At 64.0% G+C, this 19,719-nt stretch carries 16 protein-coding genes; 12 read left to right on the top strand and 4 right to left on the bottom strand.

From position 1 onward, the window contains the following. Positions 1 to 9 precede the first annotated feature (9 nt). The 5 genes from B0919_RS10260 to B0919_RS10240 all read left to right on the top strand — a co-directional run bounded on the left by B0919_RS10260 (position 10) and on the right by B0919_RS10240 (position 6,277). Complete coding sequence (locus tag B0919_RS10260; protein ID WP_078012161.1) at positions 10 to 4,164, top strand: DUF6531 domain-containing protein; 4,155 nt, start codon at positions 10 to 12, stop codon at positions 4,162 to 4,164. A gap of 14 nt (positions 4,165 to 4,178) precedes the next feature. Then, positions 4,179 to 4,703 carry a hypothetical protein gene (locus tag B0919_RS10255; protein ID WP_078012159.1) on the top strand — a complete coding sequence of 175 codons (525 nt, stop codon included), beginning with the start codon at positions 4,179 to 4,181 and terminating at the stop codon, positions 4,701 to 4,703. 106 nt (positions 4,704 to 4,809) lie between these two features. Continuing rightward, on the top strand, positions 4,810 to 5,202 hold the full coding sequence (locus tag B0919_RS10250; RefSeq protein WP_078012158.1) for an immunity 22 family protein: 393 nt from the start codon (positions 4,810 to 4,812) through the stop codon (positions 5,200 to 5,202). Between the two features lie 63 nt (positions 5,203 to 5,265). After that, complete coding sequence (locus B0919_RS10245; RefSeq protein WP_078012157.1) at positions 5,266 to 5,700, top strand: SMI1/KNR4 family protein; 435 nt, start codon at positions 5,266 to 5,268, stop codon at positions 5,698 to 5,700. Between the two features lie 28 nt (positions 5,701 to 5,728). After that, positions 5,729 to 6,277, top strand: a complete 549-nt coding sequence (locus B0919_RS10240) for a hypothetical protein (protein WP_139362043.1) — start codon at positions 5,729 to 5,731, stop codon at positions 6,275 to 6,277. 47 nt (positions 6,278 to 6,324) lie between these two features. Here B0919_RS10240 and B0919_RS10235 read toward each other — a convergent pair whose 3' ends face one another. Beyond that, positions 6,325 to 7,404: a type VI secretion system baseplate subunit TssG gene (locus tag B0919_RS10235; protein WP_078012155.1), complete on the bottom strand. Its 1,080-nt coding sequence runs from the start codon at positions 7,402 to 7,404 to the stop codon at positions 6,325 to 6,327. 192 nt (positions 7,405 to 7,596) lie between these two features. Between B0919_RS10235 and B0919_RS10230 the strand changes: the two genes are divergently transcribed. The 5 genes from B0919_RS10230 to B0919_RS10210 all read left to right on the top strand — a co-directional run bounded on the left by B0919_RS10230 (position 7,597) and on the right by B0919_RS10210 (position 13,128). Beyond that, positions 7,597 to 8,442: a TssN family type VI secretion system protein gene (locus B0919_RS10230; RefSeq protein WP_078012154.1), complete on the top strand. Its 846-nt coding sequence runs from the start codon at positions 7,597 to 7,599 to the stop codon at positions 8,440 to 8,442. Positions 8,443 to 8,550: 108 nt separating this feature from the next. Then, entirely contained in the window at positions 8,551 to 9,732 is a 1,182-nt protein-coding gene (locus B0919_RS10225) for a hypothetical protein (protein WP_078012153.1), read from the top strand. A 32-nt stretch (positions 9,733 to 9,764) separates the two neighbouring features. Continuing rightward, positions 9,765 to 10,664, top strand: coding sequence for a hypothetical protein (locus B0919_RS10220; protein WP_078012151.1), 900 nt, complete (start codon positions 9,765 to 9,767; stop codon positions 10,662 to 10,664). A gap of 45 nt (positions 10,665 to 10,709) precedes the next feature. After that, a complete protein-coding gene (locus tag B0919_RS10215) occupies positions 10,710 to 11,135 on the top strand; it encodes a GPW/gp25 family protein (RefSeq protein WP_078012150.1) in 426 nt (141 codons plus the stop codon). Between the two features lie 112 nt (positions 11,136 to 11,247). Then, a complete protein-coding gene (locus tag B0919_RS10210) occupies positions 11,248 to 13,128 on the top strand; it encodes a type VI secretion system baseplate subunit TssF (protein WP_139362042.1) in 1,881 nt (626 codons plus the stop codon). A 127-nt stretch (positions 13,129 to 13,255) separates the two neighbouring features. On the opposite strand, the gene B0919_RS10205 is transcribed toward B0919_RS10210, so the two are convergent. From B0919_RS10205 to B0919_RS10195, 3 genes are all read right to left on the bottom strand, one after another. After that, positions 13,256 to 13,648 carry a RidA family protein gene (locus tag B0919_RS10205; protein ID WP_078012147.1) on the bottom strand — a complete coding sequence of 131 codons (393 nt, stop codon included), beginning with the start codon at positions 13,646 to 13,648 and terminating at the stop codon, positions 13,256 to 13,258. A 69-nt stretch (positions 13,649 to 13,717) separates the two neighbouring features. Continuing rightward, a complete protein-coding gene (locus B0919_RS10200) occupies positions 13,718 to 14,689 on the bottom strand; it encodes a helix-turn-helix transcriptional regulator (protein ID WP_078012146.1) in 972 nt (323 codons plus the stop codon). Positions 14,690 to 14,960: 271 nt separating this feature from the next. Continuing rightward, positions 14,961 to 17,486 (bottom strand): ATP-dependent Clp protease ATP-binding subunit, encoded by a 2,526-nt coding sequence (locus B0919_RS10195; protein WP_078012145.1) that lies wholly within the window; start codon positions 17,484 to 17,486, stop codon positions 14,961 to 14,963. 353 nt (positions 17,487 to 17,839) lie between these two features. On the opposite strand from B0919_RS10195, the gene B0919_RS10190 reads away from it, so the two are divergent. Together B0919_RS10190 and B0919_RS10185 are read left to right on the top strand one after the other, a co-directional pair. Continuing rightward, positions 17,840 to 18,280 (top strand): hypothetical protein, encoded by a 441-nt coding sequence (locus B0919_RS10190; protein WP_078012144.1) that lies wholly within the window; start codon positions 17,840 to 17,842, stop codon positions 18,278 to 18,280. A gap of 42 nt (positions 18,281 to 18,322) precedes the next feature. Further along, positions 18,323 to 19,696 carry a DUF5458 family protein gene (locus B0919_RS10185; RefSeq protein ID WP_078012143.1) on the top strand — a complete coding sequence of 458 codons (1,374 nt, stop codon included), beginning with the start codon at positions 18,323 to 18,325 and terminating at the stop codon, positions 19,694 to 19,696. Positions 19,697 to 19,719: the final 23 nt, after the last annotated feature.

Genomic DNA, 19,719 nt, shown 5'->3' with positions numbered 1-19,719 from the left:
CTACCAGCTATGGCAACAGGTGATAAGTACGTAATGAACGGGGTATGGCTCACCTGCGACAAGGGCGTAACCCCGTCGCGCTTCATGGTGACGCCCAAGCCCGTGCAGCTCTACGACGAGCATTTCGCTAACGAGCTGGACAAGGTACCCATGGTCAACATCCTGCCCTTTGGGGTGTGCAGCGTTACGCGCACGCCCTGCATGCCGGCCCCGGTGATGTGGGAACGGGTGATGGAGGACGGCCTGACGGTGCTGGGCGCCCGGCCCTTGCTCGATACCAGCAAATGCATGTGCGGGGTGGGCGGCAAAATGGCCATTCACTTCACCAAGGCCGATGCCACAGCGGCCGTGGAGCTGGACCAGAAGCTGGACCAGATAGACGCGGCGGCCGACGCGGCTATGGAGGCTTCTACCTGGGCTTTCTGGGGCGGAGTGGCCATGGCCGTGGGCGGGGCGGTGCTCTGCGCCACCGGCGTGGCGGCTCCGCTCGGCGCGGCCATGATTGCCGGCGGCGGCCACCTTATTACGGCCAGTACCGTGCTGGCTTCGGCGGCGGCCATAACCAAGGGCGTCACCAGCTTTGTCCGCGACCCGAGCCTGCAAAACGGCCTGAGCATCGTAGGCGAAGTGGTCAAGGAGCTGGCCATCAATTACGTGATGAACAAGCTGGGCGGGGCCGTGGTCAAGCGGCTGGGCCAGTTTGCGCAGAAGGCCATGAAGCGGCTCAACCTCTCCGAGCGCGCCTGCCGCCTGGCCAACCGCACCCTGTGCACCGTCACAGGCCACCCCGTCGACGTCATCAGCGGCTACCTCTACACCGAAGCCGTTGATTTTGAGCTGGCCGGCCCGATTCCGCTGCGCTGGGAGCGGCTCTGGAACTCAACCTCTATTCACGATGGCCCGCTGGGCCACGGCTGGCACCACAGCTACGACATGGCCTTGTGCGTCGAGGCCGAGCAGCAGGTGGTGGCGTTTCGGGCGGCCGACGGCCGCGGCATTGCTTTCGACCTAGTACCACTGGGCGGGCAGGACTACAACCGTCTGGAAAAGCTCACGCTGCTGCGCGACGAGCAGGGCTACGCCGTCGTCGACCACGCCCAGAACTTGACCTACCGCTTTGGCCCGAACCGCGGCGACGAGGTCATGCCCTTGGCCGCCATTGAGCACCCTAACGGGTTCAGCATCCGCTTCCGCTACGACGGAGCTGGCTATTTGACCGAAATCGAGGACAGTGCCCACCGCCTGCTGCAGGTCAGTACCGATTCGCAGGGACGTATTCTGCACATCAAGGCGCCGCACCCCACCGAGCCGCGGCAAACGGTGCGGCTGGTGGAGTACCGCTACAACCGCCGCGGCGAGCTGGTCAGCGCCCTGGATGCCCTCGGGCAGGCCGCCCACTACCGCTACGACAACCGCCTGCTGGTGCAGGAAACGTTCAAGCACGGCCTGAACTTCTACTTCCAGTACGAGGGCAGCGGCCCTGAGGCGCGCTGCGTGCGCACCTGGGGCGACGGTGGCATCTACGACCACCAGCTGCGCTACGACGTGGACGCCCACCGCACCGTCGTCACCGACTCGCTGGGCCACGCCACCACCTACGTCGGCAACGAAAACGGGCTGGTGGAAGAAACCATCGACGCCCGCGGCGGGGTGACGCTCACCGCGTACAACGAGTACAACGAGCTGCTGAGCGAAACCGACGCGCTGGGCAATCAGACGCTCTTTCAGTACGATGAGCGCGGCAACACCATTCAGCTGACCAAGGCCGATGGCGCGGCTCTGCAATTCAGCTACGACGCGGCCGACCGGCCCGTGGCCGCAACCGATGCCGCCGGGGGCGAGTGGCAGTGGCGTTACGACGCCGCGGGCAACCTGCTCGAAAGCACCGACCCACTGGGCAACGTAACGCGCTACACCTACGAGCACGGCCTGCTGCGGCGAATCGCCGATGCCGGCCCGCAGCCCGGGGAGCGGCGCTACGACGATGCCGGCAACCTGGTGGAAGAGTACACCCCCGCTGGCCAGCGCACCCGTTGGCTGTACGACGGCTGGGGCCGGGCGCTCAAAACCACCGACGCGCGGGGCAACGTGCAATGGCAGGAATACGACCTGCTCGGCCGCCCGGTGAAGGTGTACGAGCCCGATGGCAACGTGCGCACGCTTACCTACGACGCGTTCGACAACGTGGTACATTACCACGACCGGCACCAGGACGTGCGCTACGTCTACCAGGGCATGGGCCGGCTGATTCGCCGCGTGGAGGCCGGTACGGCCGTCGAGCTGCTGTACGACTCCGAGCAGCGCCTGCGCGCCGTCGTCAATGAGCACGGGCTCACGTACCGGTTCGAGCTGGACCCCGTGGGCGACGTGCTCAGCGAAACCAGCTTCGACGGGAGCACCCACCGCTACCTGCGCGACGCCGGTGGCCACGTGGTGGAGCTGCTGCTGCCCTCGGGCCAGCGTACTCGCTACGCGTATGACCGCGCCGGCCGCATCGAGGAAGTCACCCACGCCGACGGCAGCCGGGAAACGTTCCGCTACCGCCCCGACGGGCACCTGCTCGAAGCCACCAATCAGTGGGGCACGGTGCAGTTTGAGCGCGACGTGCTGGGGCGCGTGCTCACCGAAACCCAAGGCCCGCACGCGGTCAGCAGCAGCTACGACGCGCCGGGACGCCGCGTGCGCCTGCAGTCCACGCTCGGCGCCGACGTGCGCTTCGACCACGATGCCGGTGGCCACCTGGCGCGCATCGAAGCCAACCGCTGGCAGGTACGGTTTGAGCGCGACGCGCAGGGCCTGGAGCTGCAACGCACGTTCAGCCGGGTGCGCAGCCGCTGGAAGCACGACGCGCTGGGCCGCCCCACGGAGCAGCGCATCGGCACGGGGCCGGGAAGCCCCGAACGGGTGCGCAGCTACGGCTGGCAGCCCGCCGACCGCCTGGCCCAGATTCAGGACAGCCGCAGTGGGCTCACGCGCTTCGGGCACGATGCCCGGGGCCACCTGACGGCGGCCACCTTTGCCGACGGCACTCAGCAACGCCGCTACGCCGACGCGGTGGGCAACCTCTTCGCCGGCGCCAGCGCCCTGGACCGGCGCTACGGCCCGGCTGGGCAGCTGCTGGAAGCCGGAGGCACGCGCTACGAGTACGACGCGACCGGCAATCTGCAGCGGAAAGTGACGGCGGCGGGCGAGGAATGGACCTACCAGTGGAACGGCGCCGGCTACCTGACCGAAGTGCTGCGCCCCGACGGGGAGCAGGTGCGCTTTGCCTACGATGCGCTGGGCCGCCGCGTCAGCAAATCGTACCGGCAGCAGCTCACGCGCTGGGTGTGGAACGGCGACCAGCCGCTGCACGAGTGGACGGAGCCGGAAACCGCCGCCCGTCCGGAAGCTGACCTGGTGACGTGGCTGTTCGAGGAAGACTCCTTTGCCCCGGTGGCCAAGCTGCAGGGTGCCGCCTCCCAAGGTATCGTATGCGACTACCAAGGCACGCCGCTGGAGATGTACGAGCCCGATGGCCGCCTGACCTGGCAGGCCGAGCTGGATACCTATGGCCGCGTTCGGCCGGGCGCGGCCGGTCAGGCTGGCGCTTGCCCGTTCCGCTACCAAGGGCAGTACGAAGACGTCGAAACGGGCCTCTACTACAACCGCTTCCGCTACTACGACCCGGCGGCCGGCCTCTACATCAGCCAGGACCCCATCCGGCTGGCTGGCGGCCTGGAGCTGTACGGCTACGTAGCCGATCCGCTGGTGTGGCTGGACCCGTTTGGCCTGGCCAAGACGCCCACCAGCACGCTCCGCAGGATCTGGACGCAGTACAGCGGCACTAAGTCCACCGGGCAGGTGCACCACGGCTTGCCCGAGCAACTGGCCGGGGACTTCAAAAAGCTCGCGAACATCAAAGTCAACAACGGGAAATATTTCTTTGATTTGACCCCGCAGCAGCACATTCTGCGCCCCCACGGTATTCATACCAAAGGCAGCCCGCTGGGCCAGGAATGGAATGCTCACTGGCGCGAGTGGCTGGCCAAGAATCAGGCAACGCTGGCTGGCGGCTCGAAACGCCAGGCCCGGCGCATGATTGAGCAGCACTTGGACGACATTGCCGACCGGGCGGGTATTTCCGGTAACCGGGCCCGCAAACGAACCTCGCCTCCCTGCTAACCCCCATCCTTCTCATGGACTACTTTCAAAAGCGTGATTACGCCGCTATTCTGGCGGAACACAGCACCAACGCCACTTCCGACACCGCCGGCCTGCCGGATTATGCCGGCCCGCTGCTGCGGAACCTGGCGGGCGCCGCATTGGCCGACGACTTTCAGCTGCTGGAGCCGGAGGTAGCCGCCGAGCAAACACAGGACGTGGCCAGCACGCCCGGCAGTTTCGCTGATCAATGGGTGGTGTTTGCCTACAGCGGGCAGGGAGATTTTTGGCTGCTGGACCGGACGCGCAACAATGTGGGCTTCTACGACCACAACCAAGAAGATTACCGCCCGGAAAACGTGGTCAGCTTGGATATCACGCTCGAAGACTGGGTGGTACTAGCGGACCTTTGGCGGCAGTTCGACGCACTAAACGAAACAAATCCGGCCGCTTTCAACCGCGACTTCACGCTGAAACCTGACTACCGGGCGAATTTGGTGGAGCAGGTGGAACGTATCCAGCAGGGATTGTTCAGCAGGTTTCCGTTCAACGCGGTCTAGCCCAGCTGCCCCTGCGCCGGCTTGCCGTAGCAACCAGTTTCGGGAGGCCAGCTACCGGAGGCCAGCTGTTGACTTCAGCTGACAAGTACCGTAGTTCCTTGACGGCATGAGCACTTACAACGTCACCACCAAAATTCATGTCTGGCTCGGCAAAACCGCCCAGAGCCGGGAAGAATTTGCGCGCTACTTCGACGGTAGCCCCGCCGGCCACGACCAGGGCCACGGGGCCAGTCAGTTCGACCACGACCTGCAGCTCGCCTGGTACGATGACGACCTGATCGGGGTGTACTACAACGAGGAGGACGATAGTCTGGCAACGGCCATCGATGAAATTCCGACTTCGCCACGGTCCATTGGGCAGATTCAGGCGCGGTGCCAGGAAGTGGGCCTCACGGCGGCCAATGCCATGTTCTACTACGAGTACGCCGGGCTGGTCGTGCCAGACCCCGCGCGGCGCTACAACGACCTGACCTACCTGGGCTGCTTCGATAATGCGTAGACGCTTGACCGTGCAGTATGGGCACTCGGCAGTGCTGGTTTCCGCCGCTTGCCGCGTCTGCCTATGAAAGCCGAGCTGATAACGCGGCTGAGGCGCTTTCTGGCGCAGCATAAGTTGTTTGGCGGCCAGCCGGCCACCGAGGCGCAGCTTGCTGGCGCCGAGCAGGGACTAGGCGTCCGGTTCGAGGCAGATTACCGGCAGTTTATGGCGCTGTTTGGCGGCAGCTACGTCGGCGTGCCGGTGTACGGCTTCAACAACTGCGCCATGCTCCCCGACACGACGGTCGTCGGCCTGACGCTGGACTTGCGGGCCGCCTACCGCCCGCAGGACCGGTGGCCGGTGCTGGAGCGTAGCTACGTCGTTTCGATGACGGGCAGCGGCGACCCGATTATCATCAATGCGCAAGGTCTGGTTGTCGTGTTTTACCACGACTGCGAGCAGGAAGACGTGCTGGCTGCTACGTTTCAGGAACTGATCGAGCAAAACCTGCCAGACTGAAGCCGCCGCGGACTGGCGCGGCGTAGCAATGATGAATAGAAGTCCGTTTTCCACCCTCGACCACGGGTTTGTTGACCGCCTGAAGCAATTGCCGCTGTTTGCGTGCTGCGGCCAGCCGCTGACTTTGCATTTGCCATTCGCCTACAAGATGCTGCAGACGCCGCTTGCCGTCAACCAAGCGTTGGGCGCCGTGGTCTGGGAAAATTTCACGCTGGAGGCCCAAAACCGCCTAACCGTTTTCTTGCACCTCAAGCATAACAGGCAGTACCAGAATTGGAACACGCTGGTCGACGCCTACAAGCAGGAACTGCAGTTTCTGCCGCCGCTGGCGCAGCGCTTTGCCACGGCCAATGACCTTGAGCCGCTGCCGTTTGCGCACGATTGCCAATGGATTTTCCTGGGCCTGTGCATGGAAAACCATTATTCGCAGCTTGATGCCCGCGTACCCATCACGTTTCAACGGTTCCTGCCCCTGTACGAGGCCGGCCACGTTCCCTGCGGCTGGGAAGGCGAGGCGCCGGAAGAGTCCGGCTGCCGGGCCATGGACTTCAGCGCCGGTACGCTACTGGTCTATTAGGCAGCCAGCCGCGCAAACCCTAGCTGACCTACTCCGGTTCCTCTGCCTCAGATACCCGCCGTGGTGTAGCCGAGCACGGCCGTTTCGGCGCCCTCGGGGCCGAGCACAAACTCGGGCTGTTCCTGCACCACTTCGTAGCGGTACACGATGTCCGTCTCGAACGCCACGAAATACTGGCCCAGCAGCTGCAGGGCGCGCGCTTGCCAGCTGTCGGCCAGGTAGCTTTCCAGCCCGGACGCCGTCAGGCCCTCAATGCTGATTTCCAGGGCCGGCAGCGTTTCCTGGTACTCGCCGCCGAGTACGAAGTCGCGCCCCAGCTCTACCCGGCCCAGGGTCAGTCCGCCGCCCCCGCCTTCGGAGGAAGCGCCGGCTTCGGGCGCCGGAAAGCGTAGCGGGGCCACGGTGCGCAGGCGCACGGGCGTACCCAGTACGCTTTCGTAGCAGAGCTGCGTCAGGTGCAGGTCGCCGGTGATGCGGTGGGCCAGCGGCAGCAGGTAGAGCAGGGTGGTGAGCTGCGGCGCGGGCAGCTGGCCTTCCAGCCCCCAGAAGTGGGCCAGCAGCTGGTTGTACCACTGGGCCGAGAGGTTGGTCATGTAGCGCCGCTCCTCCTGCTCCAGCCGCACCCGAAAGCGGTAGAATTCCTGCTCGAAGGGCAGGAAAAAGCGCCGGGCGGATTTTTCCTTGCGCCGCTGCTGCTGAATGTCCTCCACCATCAGCGGCACCGTGTGGCGCGGCGTGGGGTCGGGGTTGTGGTGAAACAGCTCCTGCGGCAAGGCGTCGTACAGCCCTTCGCGGTGCACGTCGATGTGCAGGCGGGCGGGTGTCCACCGGTCGAGGTGCTCCTCCTTGGTGGCACCGATGTCGCGGCGGTAGCGGCGGGCAAACAGGCTGACGGGCCGCACCACGAAGTCGTCGAAGCGGTAGCCGTGGGCCAGCAAATCGGCCAGCACCACCTCCACACGCAGGTCCAGGGGCTGCCGGCGCAGGTGGCGCAGCAAGCGGTGCAGGGCTGGAAGGGAGGTATCGGGCGAGGCGCCGGCCCCGGCGCCCGAGGGCACGGCGGCCGGCTGCACCAGCACCTCGGCGTGGCGGTAAGCCCAGGAGCTTTCGGCGGACTGAATTGGCATACTAGCGTTTTTCTGGCATCTTAACGCCGGGTTCTTACGCGGCTTGGCGCCCGCAGGTCTTTGCCTTTAGCCTGAAACGGTGGACTTTGGCGAGCAATTTCCGGTGGAGCTTCGCCAAGATGCGGGAAAAACTCGTATTTCCGGCACGGAAAGCCGCTTTCTACCCCGGCCCGTTCCCAACTTAACGCTTGTATGTTTACTCCCAATCCGCAGTCTGAAGCCCGCAGCGCGGTCAACACGGGGTTGTCCAACGCTCGGTCGAAAATCCAAGGCAACCCCTCCGTCATGAGCATGCTGCTTTATTTGGTAGTAGCCGTGCTGATGTTTACCCTGGTCGGGCTCGGGGCCGCTTACAGCCCGCTGACCTACAAGCTCACCTTCGCGCTGGTGCAAGTGGCCGCCCTGCTGCTGGGCCTGGCCCACCTGGAAGCCGTGGAGCGCTGGCTGCCGTGGTACGACGCCGAAAACCTGACCCACGGCGCGGTGATGTGCCTGGTGGGGCTGCTGGCCGGCGCCTTCGGCATAGCCCTGGCCAGCTGGCTGCCGCGCCTTACCCCGCCCGGCTCCAGCCTCGATTACGTGCTGGCCGCCGTTCCCTTCGTGCTACCGTACTTTCTGCGCCAGGCCTGGCGCGCCTGGCAGGCCGTGCCCACGCCGGAGTTTAAGCTCTGGTATTACCGCGCCAATGCCCCCACGCCCGACTTGGCGCGCATGGACCTGAACCAGTTCATGGTGGTGCACTTCTGGATGTCGCGCCGCTTCGGCGAGGCGCTCTACCACGATTTTTCGTCCAAGGCGCCCTACGAAATGCGCTTCGGGGACTTATTCCACATCTTCCTCACCGATTACAACGTGCTCAAGCCCGACCAGGCCCTGCAGTACGTCGACGACCAGGGCCGGCCCTACGGCTGGCTGTTCTACGCCAAAACGCCCTGGTGGAAACGCCGCCGCTACTACGACCCCGATCATACCTTCCGCGACAATTTTCTGACCCAGGGCAGCATCATCGTAGCCCGCCGGGTGGCCCCGGCGGTTTAGGCCCCACAGCCCGGCACCGCTGCCAATCGGCCGGGCTTAGTTATTTTGCCGCAGCTGAGCCAGCTACCTGCCACGTAGCCTGGCTCCTTCGCTCTTCTCCGCCTCACCATGCTCCCTGAAATCAAACACCATCCCGTCAACTGGATCGACGGGATGAAAATCTCCCGCCGCCACTTCACCGAGCTGGAGCAATTCACCACCGAACACCTGCGCGACGCCACGGCCCTGGGCCTGAGTGCGCACCGCTACGGCCTGCTCCCCTCCGATCCGCACGGTCTTTCCTCCTTCGAGCTCCAGCTCACCGTCGACCAGCAGCAGGGTATCCTGGCCCGGCTCACGCACTGCCGGGCCGTCACGGCCGGCGGCGCGCGCATCGAGCTGACCGGCGGCACCGAGCCGCTGACGTACCGCAGCAGCCTGGCCCAGTTGCTGACCGATTTCAACCTTACGGCTACCGAGCAGCTGCGCCTGAGCGTGGTGGTGTCGGTGAATCCGTACGTGCGGGTGCCCACGGGCCTGCCGGCCCCGGAGGAAATTCCACCCCGCCATCCCTACACCCTGCCCGAATACAAGCTCAGCGTAGTGCCCAGCCAGCAGCTGGCCGGCGGCTCGGTAAGCTCCTTTCACCTGGTGGTGGGCGAGCTGGTTTACGCCGAGGGCGCGCTGCGGCCGGTGCCGCAGTTTATTCCGCCGAGCACGGCCCTGGTTAGCCACCCCAGCCTGCTGAAGTGGCTGCACCAGCTGGAGCACCAGCTGCAGGAAATCGAAGCCGAGGCCTTCCGCGTGCTGTACAAGGTGAAGCTGCGCGCCGACAAGAAAAACCACCTCAGCGACTTGGTACAGGGCGTTACGGAGCGCCTGCTCTTTGCCCTGGCCGAGCACTTGCCTGCCCTGCACCTAACGGCCGCCGAGCAGCCACCGGTACAGCTACTCGGCACGCTGATGCGCCTGGCCAAGCACCTGCAGTCGGCTCTGTTCTGCCTGACCGAAGCCGAGCGCGAAGAGCTGCTGAAGTACTGCGAGCAGTGGACGGAAACCGCCCCGGCTACCCTGCTCAACGGCCTGACCGACGCCGTGACCATGCGCTACGAGCCCCTGCACGTGCACGAGCTGCTGGGCCAGCAGTACGCGCTGTGGCAGATGGTGTACGCCATCTTCCGCCAGCTCAGCCAGCTCGAATTCATCGGCAAGAATAAGGAAGGCTGGAAAAGCTTCATCAACGAAAATCCCGTGGCCAACGACGCCGCGCCCGACCGCCCCGTGCTGCGCTGGAACCCCTTCCAGTCCTAAGCGCCGCCTGACCTGCTATTCCCCACCTCTGCATGAAGCCCCTGAACCACGCCGAACGAACGGCCAGTCTGTGGAAATTTGCGCTCCTGTACCTGCTGGCCGTAGCCATTCCGGTTGTCGCCGTGTACTTCCTGCTCTCCGACGGCACCGTGGCCGATGAAAACGCGCGCCTGAAGCAGGAGCTGGACCAGACGCGCACCGAGCAGCGCCGCCTGCTGGCCCAGATGGACACGCTCACCCGCCATCTGCAGCGCATCGACGCCACCGACCGGCAGCTGCGCGCCGAAAGCAATGACCTGGTGGTGGGCGAGCTGAACAAGCGCAGCCAGGACTACCTCAATGCCATTGCCGTGACCCTGAACGAAGTCCGCAGCGACTCGGTCAAGATGAAGGTGATGGACAACAAGCGCATTGCCCAGAACGTACTGCGCGACTTCGACCTGTTCCGCAACAACCGCAGCACCATCGACTTCCTGCGCCAGTCCCTCGACCGGAAAGGCATCGACGTATCGGACAAGGAGCAAATGGCCGCCGAGCTAGCCCAGACCAAGCAGATGCTGGCCACCTACCAGGCTGCCGCGGCCAACCGCCCGGCGCCCATGCCCATGGCCTCTGCCGGTGGGGGTGGCGGCGGAGGCGGTGGCGGGGGCCGCAGCAGCGGCCGCACGGCCGAAATGCAGGTGCGCCTGCAGGAAAGCCAGTCGCAGATTGCCCTGCTCTCCGATCAGGTGGCCTTTGCCAACGCCGACTGCCTGCGCCTACGCGCCAGCGGCCTGAGCCGCGAACAGCGCACCGAAATGCTGGAACAATCGCGCAAGGGCTTCGTGGCCATTCTGCAGAACCCGAGCACCGAGGACATGAAGGCCAGCGTGGAGAAAATGATTGACTCCATCGACAAGGAGCTGGGCCGCCGGCGCGGCCTGTTCCGCTAAGCCTGCCACCCGCCCAGTGGGCCGACGCCCCTACCAATCCGAGCTATGAGCGACCAGTACTACCGCCTTCCCCTCGATTTTGAGGCCCTGCTGCAACGGCGGCCCCTGGCCCGCTGCTCCGAGCAGGAGTCCATTGCCCAGCACCTGTACCTGATGCTGACCACCTACTTCGGCGAGTCGCGCTTCGACCCGACCTTCGGGTGCGTGGTCTGGGAACAGGACTTTGAGGCCATGACCAACATGCGCTGGAAGGACACGGTACAGCGCTCCGTGGAGGAAGCCATTCGCCGCAACGAGCCGCGCCTGGAGCAGATCAAGGTAGCCGTAGCCGTGGAGGACTTCGAGCTGAAAGGCGTGCACCAACGCATCCGCAAGCGACTGGAGGTAACCGTGCGGGCCGTACTGCCGCGCACCAACGAGCCGTTCGGCTTCAAGGCGGACCTGTTCGTGGCCCCGCTGGCCGTGTCTTAAATTAGACCTGAGTAGGGAGAGGTGAGGCAGGCGAATCGTTCCACGAGGTCGTCCGTCTAACATCTCGTCTTTTTCCTACCCGCCATGAAAGTAGACGTCCGTCTCACTTCTCATGTCTCACTATCCCAATTCTACCATGCCCCAGCCGCCCGAAGACTTTAGCAAAGCCACCATCAAAAGCCGCCTGACGCACAAGGCCGCTGAGTTGTGGGGCTACGGCGATGCCGACCTGGAGGGCTTCGACCCGCTGGTGCAGCTGCTGCTGGAAGCCTGCGCCGTGGAGCTGGAGAAAATCGGCCAGGAAATCGGCAACACCCAGCACCGCATCGTCGACCGGCTGGCCGGGCTGCTGAACCCCGACGTAGTGGACGCCCCGCGCCCGGCCCACGCCATTGCCCAGGCGCAGCCCCGCGAGCCGCGCACGCTGCTGCCGGCCGACGCGCAGTTTATCTACCAGCGGCCCGGCGCCGGGCGCCAGATTACGGCCCGCCCGGTGTTCTTTTCGCCTTTGCAGCCCACGCCCCTGGTGAGCGGCGCCGTGCGCTACTTGGCCACCGACACGGCCGTGTGGCAGCTGGCGGGCAATCAGCAAAAGCACCTCGTGACGCAGGCCGCCCGCCCCGCGCCCGTGGAGCACCGCCGCTTATGGATTGGCCTGGAGCTGGCTCCGGAAGTCACGTCCCTGGCCGACGTGGCCTTTTACTTCGACTGGCCCAACGAGCCCCGGCGCGATACGTACGCGGCCTTTCTGCCCGGCGACGCCTGGCGCCTCGGCGAGCAAAACCTGAGCGTGACGCTGGGCCTACCCGGCAGCTCCGGGGCCGGGACTGACGGCGTGTTTCTGCACCAGGAATACGACTTCCTGCAGCGCGTCGAGCAGCATGTGAGCGAGCTGTACAGTCCCCAATTCGTGCGCATTCAGAATAGTCCCGGCGCTTCGCTGGCCAGCTACCTGCCCCAGCCCTACCCCCCGGCGCTGGCCCAGCAACTTTCGGCCGATGAGCTGCAGAGCCTCACGCAGCCGCTGGTGTGGCTGGAGTTGCGCTTTTCGCATGCCTTGCCGGTGGAAGCGCTGAGCAAGGTGGTGTGCGCCCTCAACTGCTTTCCGGTGCTCAACCGCCGCCTCAACAAGCGCCTCTACCGCCTGCAGCAGGCCCTGAACATCTTCCCGCTCGAAGCCGAGGAGCCGTTTCTGGCCATGCGCGAGGTGTACAGCCTGAGCAACGTGGTGTACCGCTCCACCTCGCTCACCGGCCTGCACGGCGGCGAAACGGACACTTATACGCTGCGCAGCCACGGCGTGGGCCGCTTCGACACGCGCAACGGCCGCGAGGCGCTGGAAGAGTTGCTCGAGATGCTGCGCGACGAAAGCCGGGCCTTTGCCGCCGCCGGCTCCGACTTCATTTCGGCCACCCTGCGCGAGCTGAACCAGAACCTGGCCCGCCTGGAGGAGCGCCTCAACCAGTCGGCGATGAGCAAGAACCCGCCGCCCTACCTGCTGCTGCGCCCCCGCGACGTGAACGACAGCGTGTACCTGGAGTACTGGTCGAGCGACGGGGAAGCCGGCAACCGCCTGCCACCCGGCGCCCGCCTGCAGGTCTACGACGGGCAGTTTATCGACGAGGTACAACTGCTCACCACCACCAGCGGCGGACAGGAACGGCCGCGGCCCGAGGAGCGGGTGCATGCCCTACGCAAAAACCTGCTCAGCCGCAACCGCATCGTCACGCTCGAAGACATCAAAGCCGCCTGCTGGGCCGAGCTGGGAAGTCAGCTGGCGCAGGTTCAGGTAGAGAAAGGCTTCCGCACGGGCACCACGCCCGGCGCGGGCTTTGTGCGCTGCATCCGCGTGCTGCTCACCCCCGCTACCGACAGCCGCCTGAGCGCCCCGGAGTGGCAACGCGCCGCCGCTGAGCTGCAGGTCACGCTGGCTGGCCAATCAGCCATGAACCTGCCCTACGAAGTCAACCTGCTGCCCACGCTGGCCGGATAAGACGGACTTGCCAACACGCTGAGCCAATAGCTTGCGCCACCTGACCTAGCCGGTCAGGTGGCGCACCCTAGGCCACGCTAAGGCCGGCGGCGAATCACCTCTTGGCGTGGCCCGACGACCGAGCCGCTTATTTCACCACGGTGGCTTCTAGCTCCACGGTCAAGCCAGCAAACAGGCCCTGCACTTCCAGCAGCGTCGTGGCTTGCTTCACGCCGTGGCGGGTAAGCCAGGCCTGGTAGATATCCGTGCAGCTCGTAAAGAACTCCACTACGGAAGTGGTGTACACGTTCAGCCGCACGATGCCTTGGCACTCGTACCCTGCTTGGCCGATTAGTTGCTCCAGATTCTGGAAGGTTTGCTGCAGCTGGCTACGCATGTCGGCCGTGCTGGGCTGGCCCGCTGCATCGATGGCAACCAGGCCGGAACAATAAAGCGTGCCGGCGGGCTGCTTGATTTCAACGGCTTGGACCGAATTGGTTTGCTCGCCCCATTTCCAGGGGTCTACGGTGCGCTTTTCCATTTGGGGTTGTAGGAAGTTTGAATTACTAGAATGATCCAAAGGTTCCTCCCCCTTGCTGACAGCATCATGTCAGCATGTTTTGGGGGCGCAAAAAAAGTTGTACACGCGCTGAGCCAGTTCACGCAGATGCTCCTGCAGTTCGGGTGGTTCAACGACGGCAATAGCCTCGGCGTAGGGCAGCAGCCAAGTAGCCAGGTAGGGCAAGTCGCCGATTAAGAAGGTCATTTCCAGGCTGCCGTCCGCCAGCGGCTGCTCTTGGGCCCAGCCGTACTGGTACTTGGTATCCTGCAGGTGCTGGGCCGAGGCCGGCAGGACCGCCGCCGGCTGAAAGCGAAGCACGACCTTTTCCCGGGGCCGGCGCTTGGCCTCGGCGGCCCAGTGCTGCTGCAAGTTTTTGGGGCGCGGGGTGTAGACTTCCGTCCGCAGCTCCAGGTGCTGGATGCGGTCGAGGCGAAAATCTCGGAAGGTCTGCCGCAGCCGGCAATACGCCACCACGTGCCACACCCGGCTCAGGTACAGCCCGACGGGCTCGATGTCGCGCGTGGAGGGGACGACGGAGTCGGCGGCCTGGTAGTGCAGGTGCACCACACGGCGCGTGGCCACAGCTGTGACCAACTGCTGGTAGTAGGCATTAGCGGTAACGGCCGGGTCGCGGGGGCCCAGCACGTGAATGTGCGGGGCAAGGGTTTCGAGGTGGTCCCGGTCGGAGCGGCGCAGCACGGCGCGCAGCTTATCCATTGCGGCCCCGCTGAGGCGGGCCGTGGGCTCGTCGGTGAGCCGGCTGGCCAGCTTTTCGGCCGTGAGCAGGGCGGTGGCCTCTTCGCGGGTAAACATGACGGGCGGCAGCCGGTAGCCGTCGACCAAGGAATACCCGACGCCCGGGGCACCGTGCAGGGGCACCCCGGCTTCTTCCAAGGTGCGCAGGTCGCGGTAGACCGTGCGCAGGCTCACGCCAAACTGCTCGGCCAAAGCGGGCCCGCTCACTGTGCGCTTGGCCTGCAACTGGATTAAAATGGCCGCCACGCGGTCAAATCGACTCATGTAACGCGGTAAAAGGATGGGCGCTGGAAGTAAGCAGGCATGGAATGGCTTGGCCTGGAGCTTGGGACACACAGCCCTAACGCAGCTTGTGGTCCACCGCGCCAAAGTTACCGGGGCCCGGGTGGATCAGCGGGATTCAACTCCCAGCCCGCGGCGGCGCGAACAAACCTATTGCTGATAACATCACCAAGACCTACGCGACAAGCGCCGCACCGATCGAGCTTTGAGGGCTTGACCAGCGCGGCGCTTGCGTATCCGAATTATCCGCAGCTTAAGATTCGGCTTCTTCCGTTACCGGCGCCGCCTGCTGCACTTGCCACGTTACGTCTTCGGCCTCGGGCTCTTTGCTCAGCGAAATAACCGAGCCCTTGCCCACTTCGCCGGCAATAATCATCCGCGAAATGGGCCGGCGCAGCTGCTGCCGGATAACGCCCTTGATGGGACGCGCCCCGTAGCGCGGCGTAAAGCCCGACAAAGCCAAGTGCGTGCGCGCCTCCTCCGACAGTTCCAGCGTGATGCCCTGGCGCTGAAGCTGTTCCTGCAAGGGCCGCAGGTGAATGTCGAAGATGCGCACCACGTTGTCCTCGGAAATGGGCGCGAAAGGCACGATTTCCGTCAGGCGGGCCAGAAACTCGGGGCGGAAGTGCCGGCTCATGAGGTCCATTAGCGCGTTGGTGGCCGGAATCTGCCCTTCGCCGAACGACTTGATGATCTGCTCGCTGCCGATGTTGGAAGTGAACAGGATAACAGCGTTGGAGAAGTCCCCCTCGCGGCCCAACCGGTCGTGCAAGCGGCCTTCGTCGAGGATTTGCAGGAAGATGTCGAACACCGAGTTGTGGGCCTTTTCGATTTCATCGAAGAGCACCACGGAATAAGGCTTCTCGCGAATCTTGTTCACGAGTAGGCCACCTTCCTCGTAGCCCACGTAGCCGGGAGGCGCCCCGTAAAGCAGCGCGGCCGAGTGCTCTTCCTTGAACTCCGACATGTCAAACCGAATCAGGAACGACTCGTCGTTGAATAGAAAGTCGGCCAGCGACTTGGCCAGCTCGGTTTTGCCGGTGCCGGTGGGCCCGAGCAGGAAAAACGAGCCGATGGGCTGCCCGGCCTTGATCAACCCCGAGCGCGACTCCAGAATAGCCTCGCAAAGGGCCTTCACGGCGTGGTCCTGGCCTACCACGCGCCGTTGCAGAATCTGGTCCATACTCAGCAGCTTGTCCCGCTCGTTGCTTTGCAGCTTGCCCAGCGGGATGCCGGTCTTGCCCGATACCACGGCGGCCACGTCGGCGCGCTCCACGCTTTCCTTCTTCGTGCCCGACAAACCCACCACGGCCGTCAGTAGCTCGCGGATGTAGCTTTCCAGCGCCTCCGAGGTTTCCAGCGCCTCGGGCTGCTGCTCCTGGTCGAGCTGGTTGAGCCAGAGGTGGCTGACCTGGTTCTGCACTTGGTACAGAAACCAGCGCAGCTCCTTGAGGTAGTCGGCTTCGTTTAGCTCCTGGCCTCGCACCGCCAGGGCTTCAAACTCCGTTTGCAGGCGTTCCAACTCGGCTGCGGCGTGGCTGTCGAGCATGCGGATGGCGGCCATGGTGCGGTCGAGCAGGTCAATGGCCGAATCGGGCAGCTGCCGGTCCTTGAGGTAGCGCTTGGCCAGGCGCACCGCCTCGCTCACGGTGCCCTCCCCTACCTGCAAGCCGTGGTGGGCCGCGTAGTGCGGCAGCACGCTTTCGAGCATGCGCTCGGCCACCACCACGCTGGGCTCTTCCACCCGTAGCACCTCGAAGCGGCGGTTAAAGGCCTCGTCGGCCTCAATGTACTGCCGGTATTCGTCGCCGGTAGTGGCCCCAATAACGGTGATTTCGCCGCGCGCCAGCTCGGGCTTGAGCAGCTGCGCAATGCCGGCGCCGGCCGAGCCTTTGGGGTCAAGCAGCACGTGAATTTCGTCGATGAAGAGGATGGCGCGGGTGTACTGCTTGATTTCCGTCAGCACGCTCTTAATGCGGTCCTCCACTTCGCCCTTATAGGACGCCCCGGCTACCAAGGTGCCTAAATCCAGCTCGAACAATACCACCTGCTGCAAGTGCGTGGGCACCTGCTGCCGGGCAATCTGCTGGGCAAAGCCCTCCACCAGCGCCGATTTGCCCACGCCCGGCTCGCCCACCAGCAGCACGTTGGGCTTGGTGCGCCGGCCCAGGATTTCCGCCATCTGCCGCGTTTCCCGGTCGCGCCCCACAATGGGGTCCAGCTTGCCGGCCGCCGCCTGCGCGGTCTTATCGACGCAGTACGTGGCTAGCGCCCCGGCTTTACCGCCCGGCGCGGCGCGGTCGGCCAGCGGCGTGCTGGCCTGCCCATCGGCGCCCACGGCTACCGGCTGCTTGGTGTCGACTTCGGCCGCCTCCATCACTTCGCGCTGGGTAAGTGGTAGCGACTTAAGCTGTTGCTCGGTAAATACCAGGCCCGGCCGCAGCAGGGCCGCTAGGGCGCAGAGCGGGTCGGTTTGCTCCTTTGAGAGCTGCAGGGCCACTAGGTCGGCCACTTCCAGCACCGGCTTCAGTTTGGCGTCGGGGTTGGGCATTTCCGGCGGGCGCGAGGATTTCGGCTCGCCTTCAATGCGTACTTCGGCCCATTCGCGCAGGTAGTGAATGTCCTTGCCCAGCTCCACCGCCAGCCAGCTGGCCAGCCCGATTTCGTTGTGCAGCAGGGCTTGCAGCAAGTGGGGGGCAGCGTAGTACTCGTGGCGGTACTCGTGAGCAACAGCCTGGGCAATGTGCAGGGCGCGCTTTAATTCGTCGTTGTAAGCCATAGCAGCGTAAATCAACAAGCCGGAGTGCAGGAATGGCGTGAATATGCAAAAGCTGCGGAATGTACGCGTCCATCCAAAAGTAGATGCCGGGCCGAACATTCACCTACAGGCCAAAAAATCGGTTCATCGACTAAAAAATAGCTTTTGACCTATCTTTTTTGCCAGCTCATCCGTTAAAGCCTCTGAGAATAGCTCCACGAACTAGAAAGCGGACAATTGCGCCGGAGTTCCGACAAAAAGAGGAGCGAACTTGACTTGTACTTAGCAAACTTCTTTTACCTTACGGCCGAAATGCCTCACTTGTCAACCGGCCAACCGATTGACAACTACAAACTTAGCCACAACCACCCCTTATGTATACCTACGGAATAGGCGGGCAGGAGCGCAAAAATGACAATGCGCAGGAGGCCATAACGGACATCCCGCTCAACCGCACGCTGCTGATCCAAAAACTCACTGCCAACCCGCCCCTGCGGCCGCAGGTAGTGGAGGGGCTGCGCACGCCGGAAGCAGTATTTGCGCATTACAAGCCGGAAGTCGGCGTCGACTTCGAGAAGGAGGACGGCTCGGTCACGTCCGAGACGCTGCGGTTCGAGTCGCTGGGCGACTTTGGCAAGCAGGGCATCATCGCGCAGAGCCGTTTTCTGCAGGATTTGAACACCGAGTCGGACAACCTGCAGAAGCTGCTGCGCCAACTCAAATCCAACAAAATCCTGAAAGCAGCCCTGGAAAACGCCGAAACCAAAGCTGCCTTTCTCGCGGCCCTGGAGGCCATGATGGACGAACTGGACTAAGCCCCGGTTTACGACGCTTTACTACCGCTACGGAATCAGCCTATGGCAACCGAACAGCAGAACTCCGCCTCCGCCGCCAATGCCCGCGAACGGGAACGTGCCCCGCAGCTGGAGCAAACCACCCAGGCACTAGCCAAATTTGGGGGCTTCGACTTGCTCGAAACCACCATTGACGGGGCCTCCAACCTCAACCCGGAAAAGAAGGCTCGCAAGAAGATCTTCCTGACCGAGGACAGCAAAAAGCAGGACCGCCAGCAGCTGAAAAAGCGCCTGGCGCTGTGGCACGAGCTGCTCAGCAACTCCGAAACGGCCGCCGAAGCCGTCGAGAAAGCCGAAGCCCGCATTGAATCGGCGCAGCAGCAGCTCACCGACAACCTCAAGCTGGCCCTCGACGCCACCCACGACCTGGAGCAGGCCTACCGCTCGGTTACCCTCTTCTACCGCAACACCGACCAGAACGAGGTCAAGAACATCTCCATCCTCAACGCCGACAAAGAGCAGCTGCAGGATCTGGACAACACCACCTTCATTGACGCCGTGTCGGGGGAGCTGGAGCAGAACTACGACCGCCTCGACCTGCGCGACAACTACTCGTTGCTGGTGGTGCCGGGCTACCTGGGCTCCAACAAGGTGCTAGACAAGTGGGCTAAAATTGCCCACAAGAACAAGGTGATGCTCATCACCGACTTCGAGCACTACGACACGCCCGACGACGTGCTGGAGCTGTTCGAGGAAGCCAACCTCACCGGCTCGGAGCCGCACAAGTCCAACGTGGTCATGGCCTGCAACTGGCTGGTGGGCCGCGGCAAGCTGGAGGAAGTAGGCGAAGAGGAAGACTTGTTTGTGCCGCCTTCCACCGCCTTGGCAGGTCGCATCTACACCACCCTGGCCTCGCAAGTGACGGCCGGCCGCAAGCACGGCACCCTCAACGAGGTGGACGGCGTGCGTTTCCCGCTACGCAAGACGGAAATTGCCAACCTGGAGAAAATGGGCCTGGTGCCCATGGTCAATGAGTACGGCCGCGTGATGGCCTTCTCGGCCAAGACGCTCTTCAACGGCGACAACATCGGCCTGCAGACTTACTCCGTGGTGCGCGTGTTCGATTACGTGACCAAGGTGCTGATCGACTTCCTGAACCGCCGGGCCTTCGAAAACTGGGACCACAACGTGCGCATGGACATTCAGAGCCAGATTGTGCGGTTCCTGGACAGCATCACCGGCCCGGGCAAGCTGATTGAGAAGTTTTCCATCAAGAAGTTCGAGCGCGACCCGAATCAGAAGGACCGCATCCTGCTGGACATCCACATGGTGCCTTACTTCCCGGCCAAAACGTTCCTGGTGTCGCTCGACGGCACCAAGGGCGACGACCCGGACAACCCCGGCCGCGACTGGAACGCCGAATACAAGCAGCAATAGGGCTGAAGATTTTGTAGGGGAGA

Source organism: Hymenobacter sp. CRA2, from assembly GCF_002007105.1.
GTDB lineage: Bacteria > Bacteroidota > Bacteroidia > Cytophagales > Hymenobacteraceae > Solirubrum.
The sequence above is the reverse complement of the archived record's forward strand: the minus strand, read 5'-3'. Positions and strand labels throughout refer to the sequence as shown.

Bases quoted from the DNA above. Each gene is read 5' to 3' on its own strand.
- B0919_RS10195 (WP_078012145.1), bottom strand. From the start codon at position 17,486: ATGGCTTACAACGACGAATTAAAGCGCGCCCTGCACATTGCCCAGGCT.
- B0919_RS10215 (WP_078012150.1), top strand. From the start codon at position 10,710: ATGAGCGACCAGTACTACCGCCTTCCCCTCGATTTTGAGGCCCTGCTG.
- B0919_RS10260 (WP_078012161.1), top strand. From the start codon at position 10: ATGGCAACAGGTGATAAGTACGTAATGAACGGGGTATGGCTCACCTGC.
- B0919_RS10245 (WP_078012157.1), top strand. From the start codon at position 5,266: ATGAAAGCCGAGCTGATAACGCGGCTGAGGCGCTTTCTGGCGCAGCAT.
- B0919_RS10185 (WP_078012143.1), top strand. From the start codon at position 18,323: ATGGCAACCGAACAGCAGAACTCCGCCTCCGCCGCCAATGCCCGCGAA.
- B0919_RS10220 (WP_078012151.1), top strand. From the start codon at position 9,765: ATGAAGCCCCTGAACCACGCCGAACGAACGGCCAGTCTGTGGAAATTT.
- B0919_RS10190 (WP_078012144.1), top strand. From the start codon at position 17,840: ATGTATACCTACGGAATAGGCGGGCAGGAGCGCAAAAATGACAATGCG.
- B0919_RS10200 (WP_078012146.1), bottom strand. From the start codon at position 14,689: ATGAGTCGATTTGACCGCGTGGCGGCCATTTTAATCCAGTTGCAGGCC.
- B0919_RS10255 (WP_078012159.1), top strand. From the start codon at position 4,179: ATGGACTACTTTCAAAAGCGTGATTACGCCGCTATTCTGGCGGAACAC.
- B0919_RS10210 (WP_139362042.1), top strand. From the start codon at position 11,248: ATGTCTCACTATCCCAATTCTACCATGCCCCAGCCGCCCGAAGACTTT.
- B0919_RS10225 (WP_078012153.1), top strand. From the start codon at position 8,551: ATGCTCCCTGAAATCAAACACCATCCCGTCAACTGGATCGACGGGATG.
- B0919_RS10240 (WP_139362043.1), top strand. From the start codon at position 5,729: ATGATGAATAGAAGTCCGTTTTCCACCCTCGACCACGGGTTTGTTGAC.
- B0919_RS10235 (WP_078012155.1), bottom strand. From the start codon at position 7,404: ATGCCAATTCAGTCCGCCGAAAGCTCCTGGGCTTACCGCCACGCCGAG.
- B0919_RS10205 (WP_078012147.1), bottom strand. From the start codon at position 13,648: ATGGAAAAGCGCACCGTAGACCCCTGGAAATGGGGCGAGCAAACCAAT.
- B0919_RS10230 (WP_078012154.1), top strand. From the start codon at position 7,597: ATGTTTACTCCCAATCCGCAGTCTGAAGCCCGCAGCGCGGTCAACACG.
- B0919_RS10250 (WP_078012158.1), top strand. From the start codon at position 4,810: ATGAGCACTTACAACGTCACCACCAAAATTCATGTCTGGCTCGGCAAA.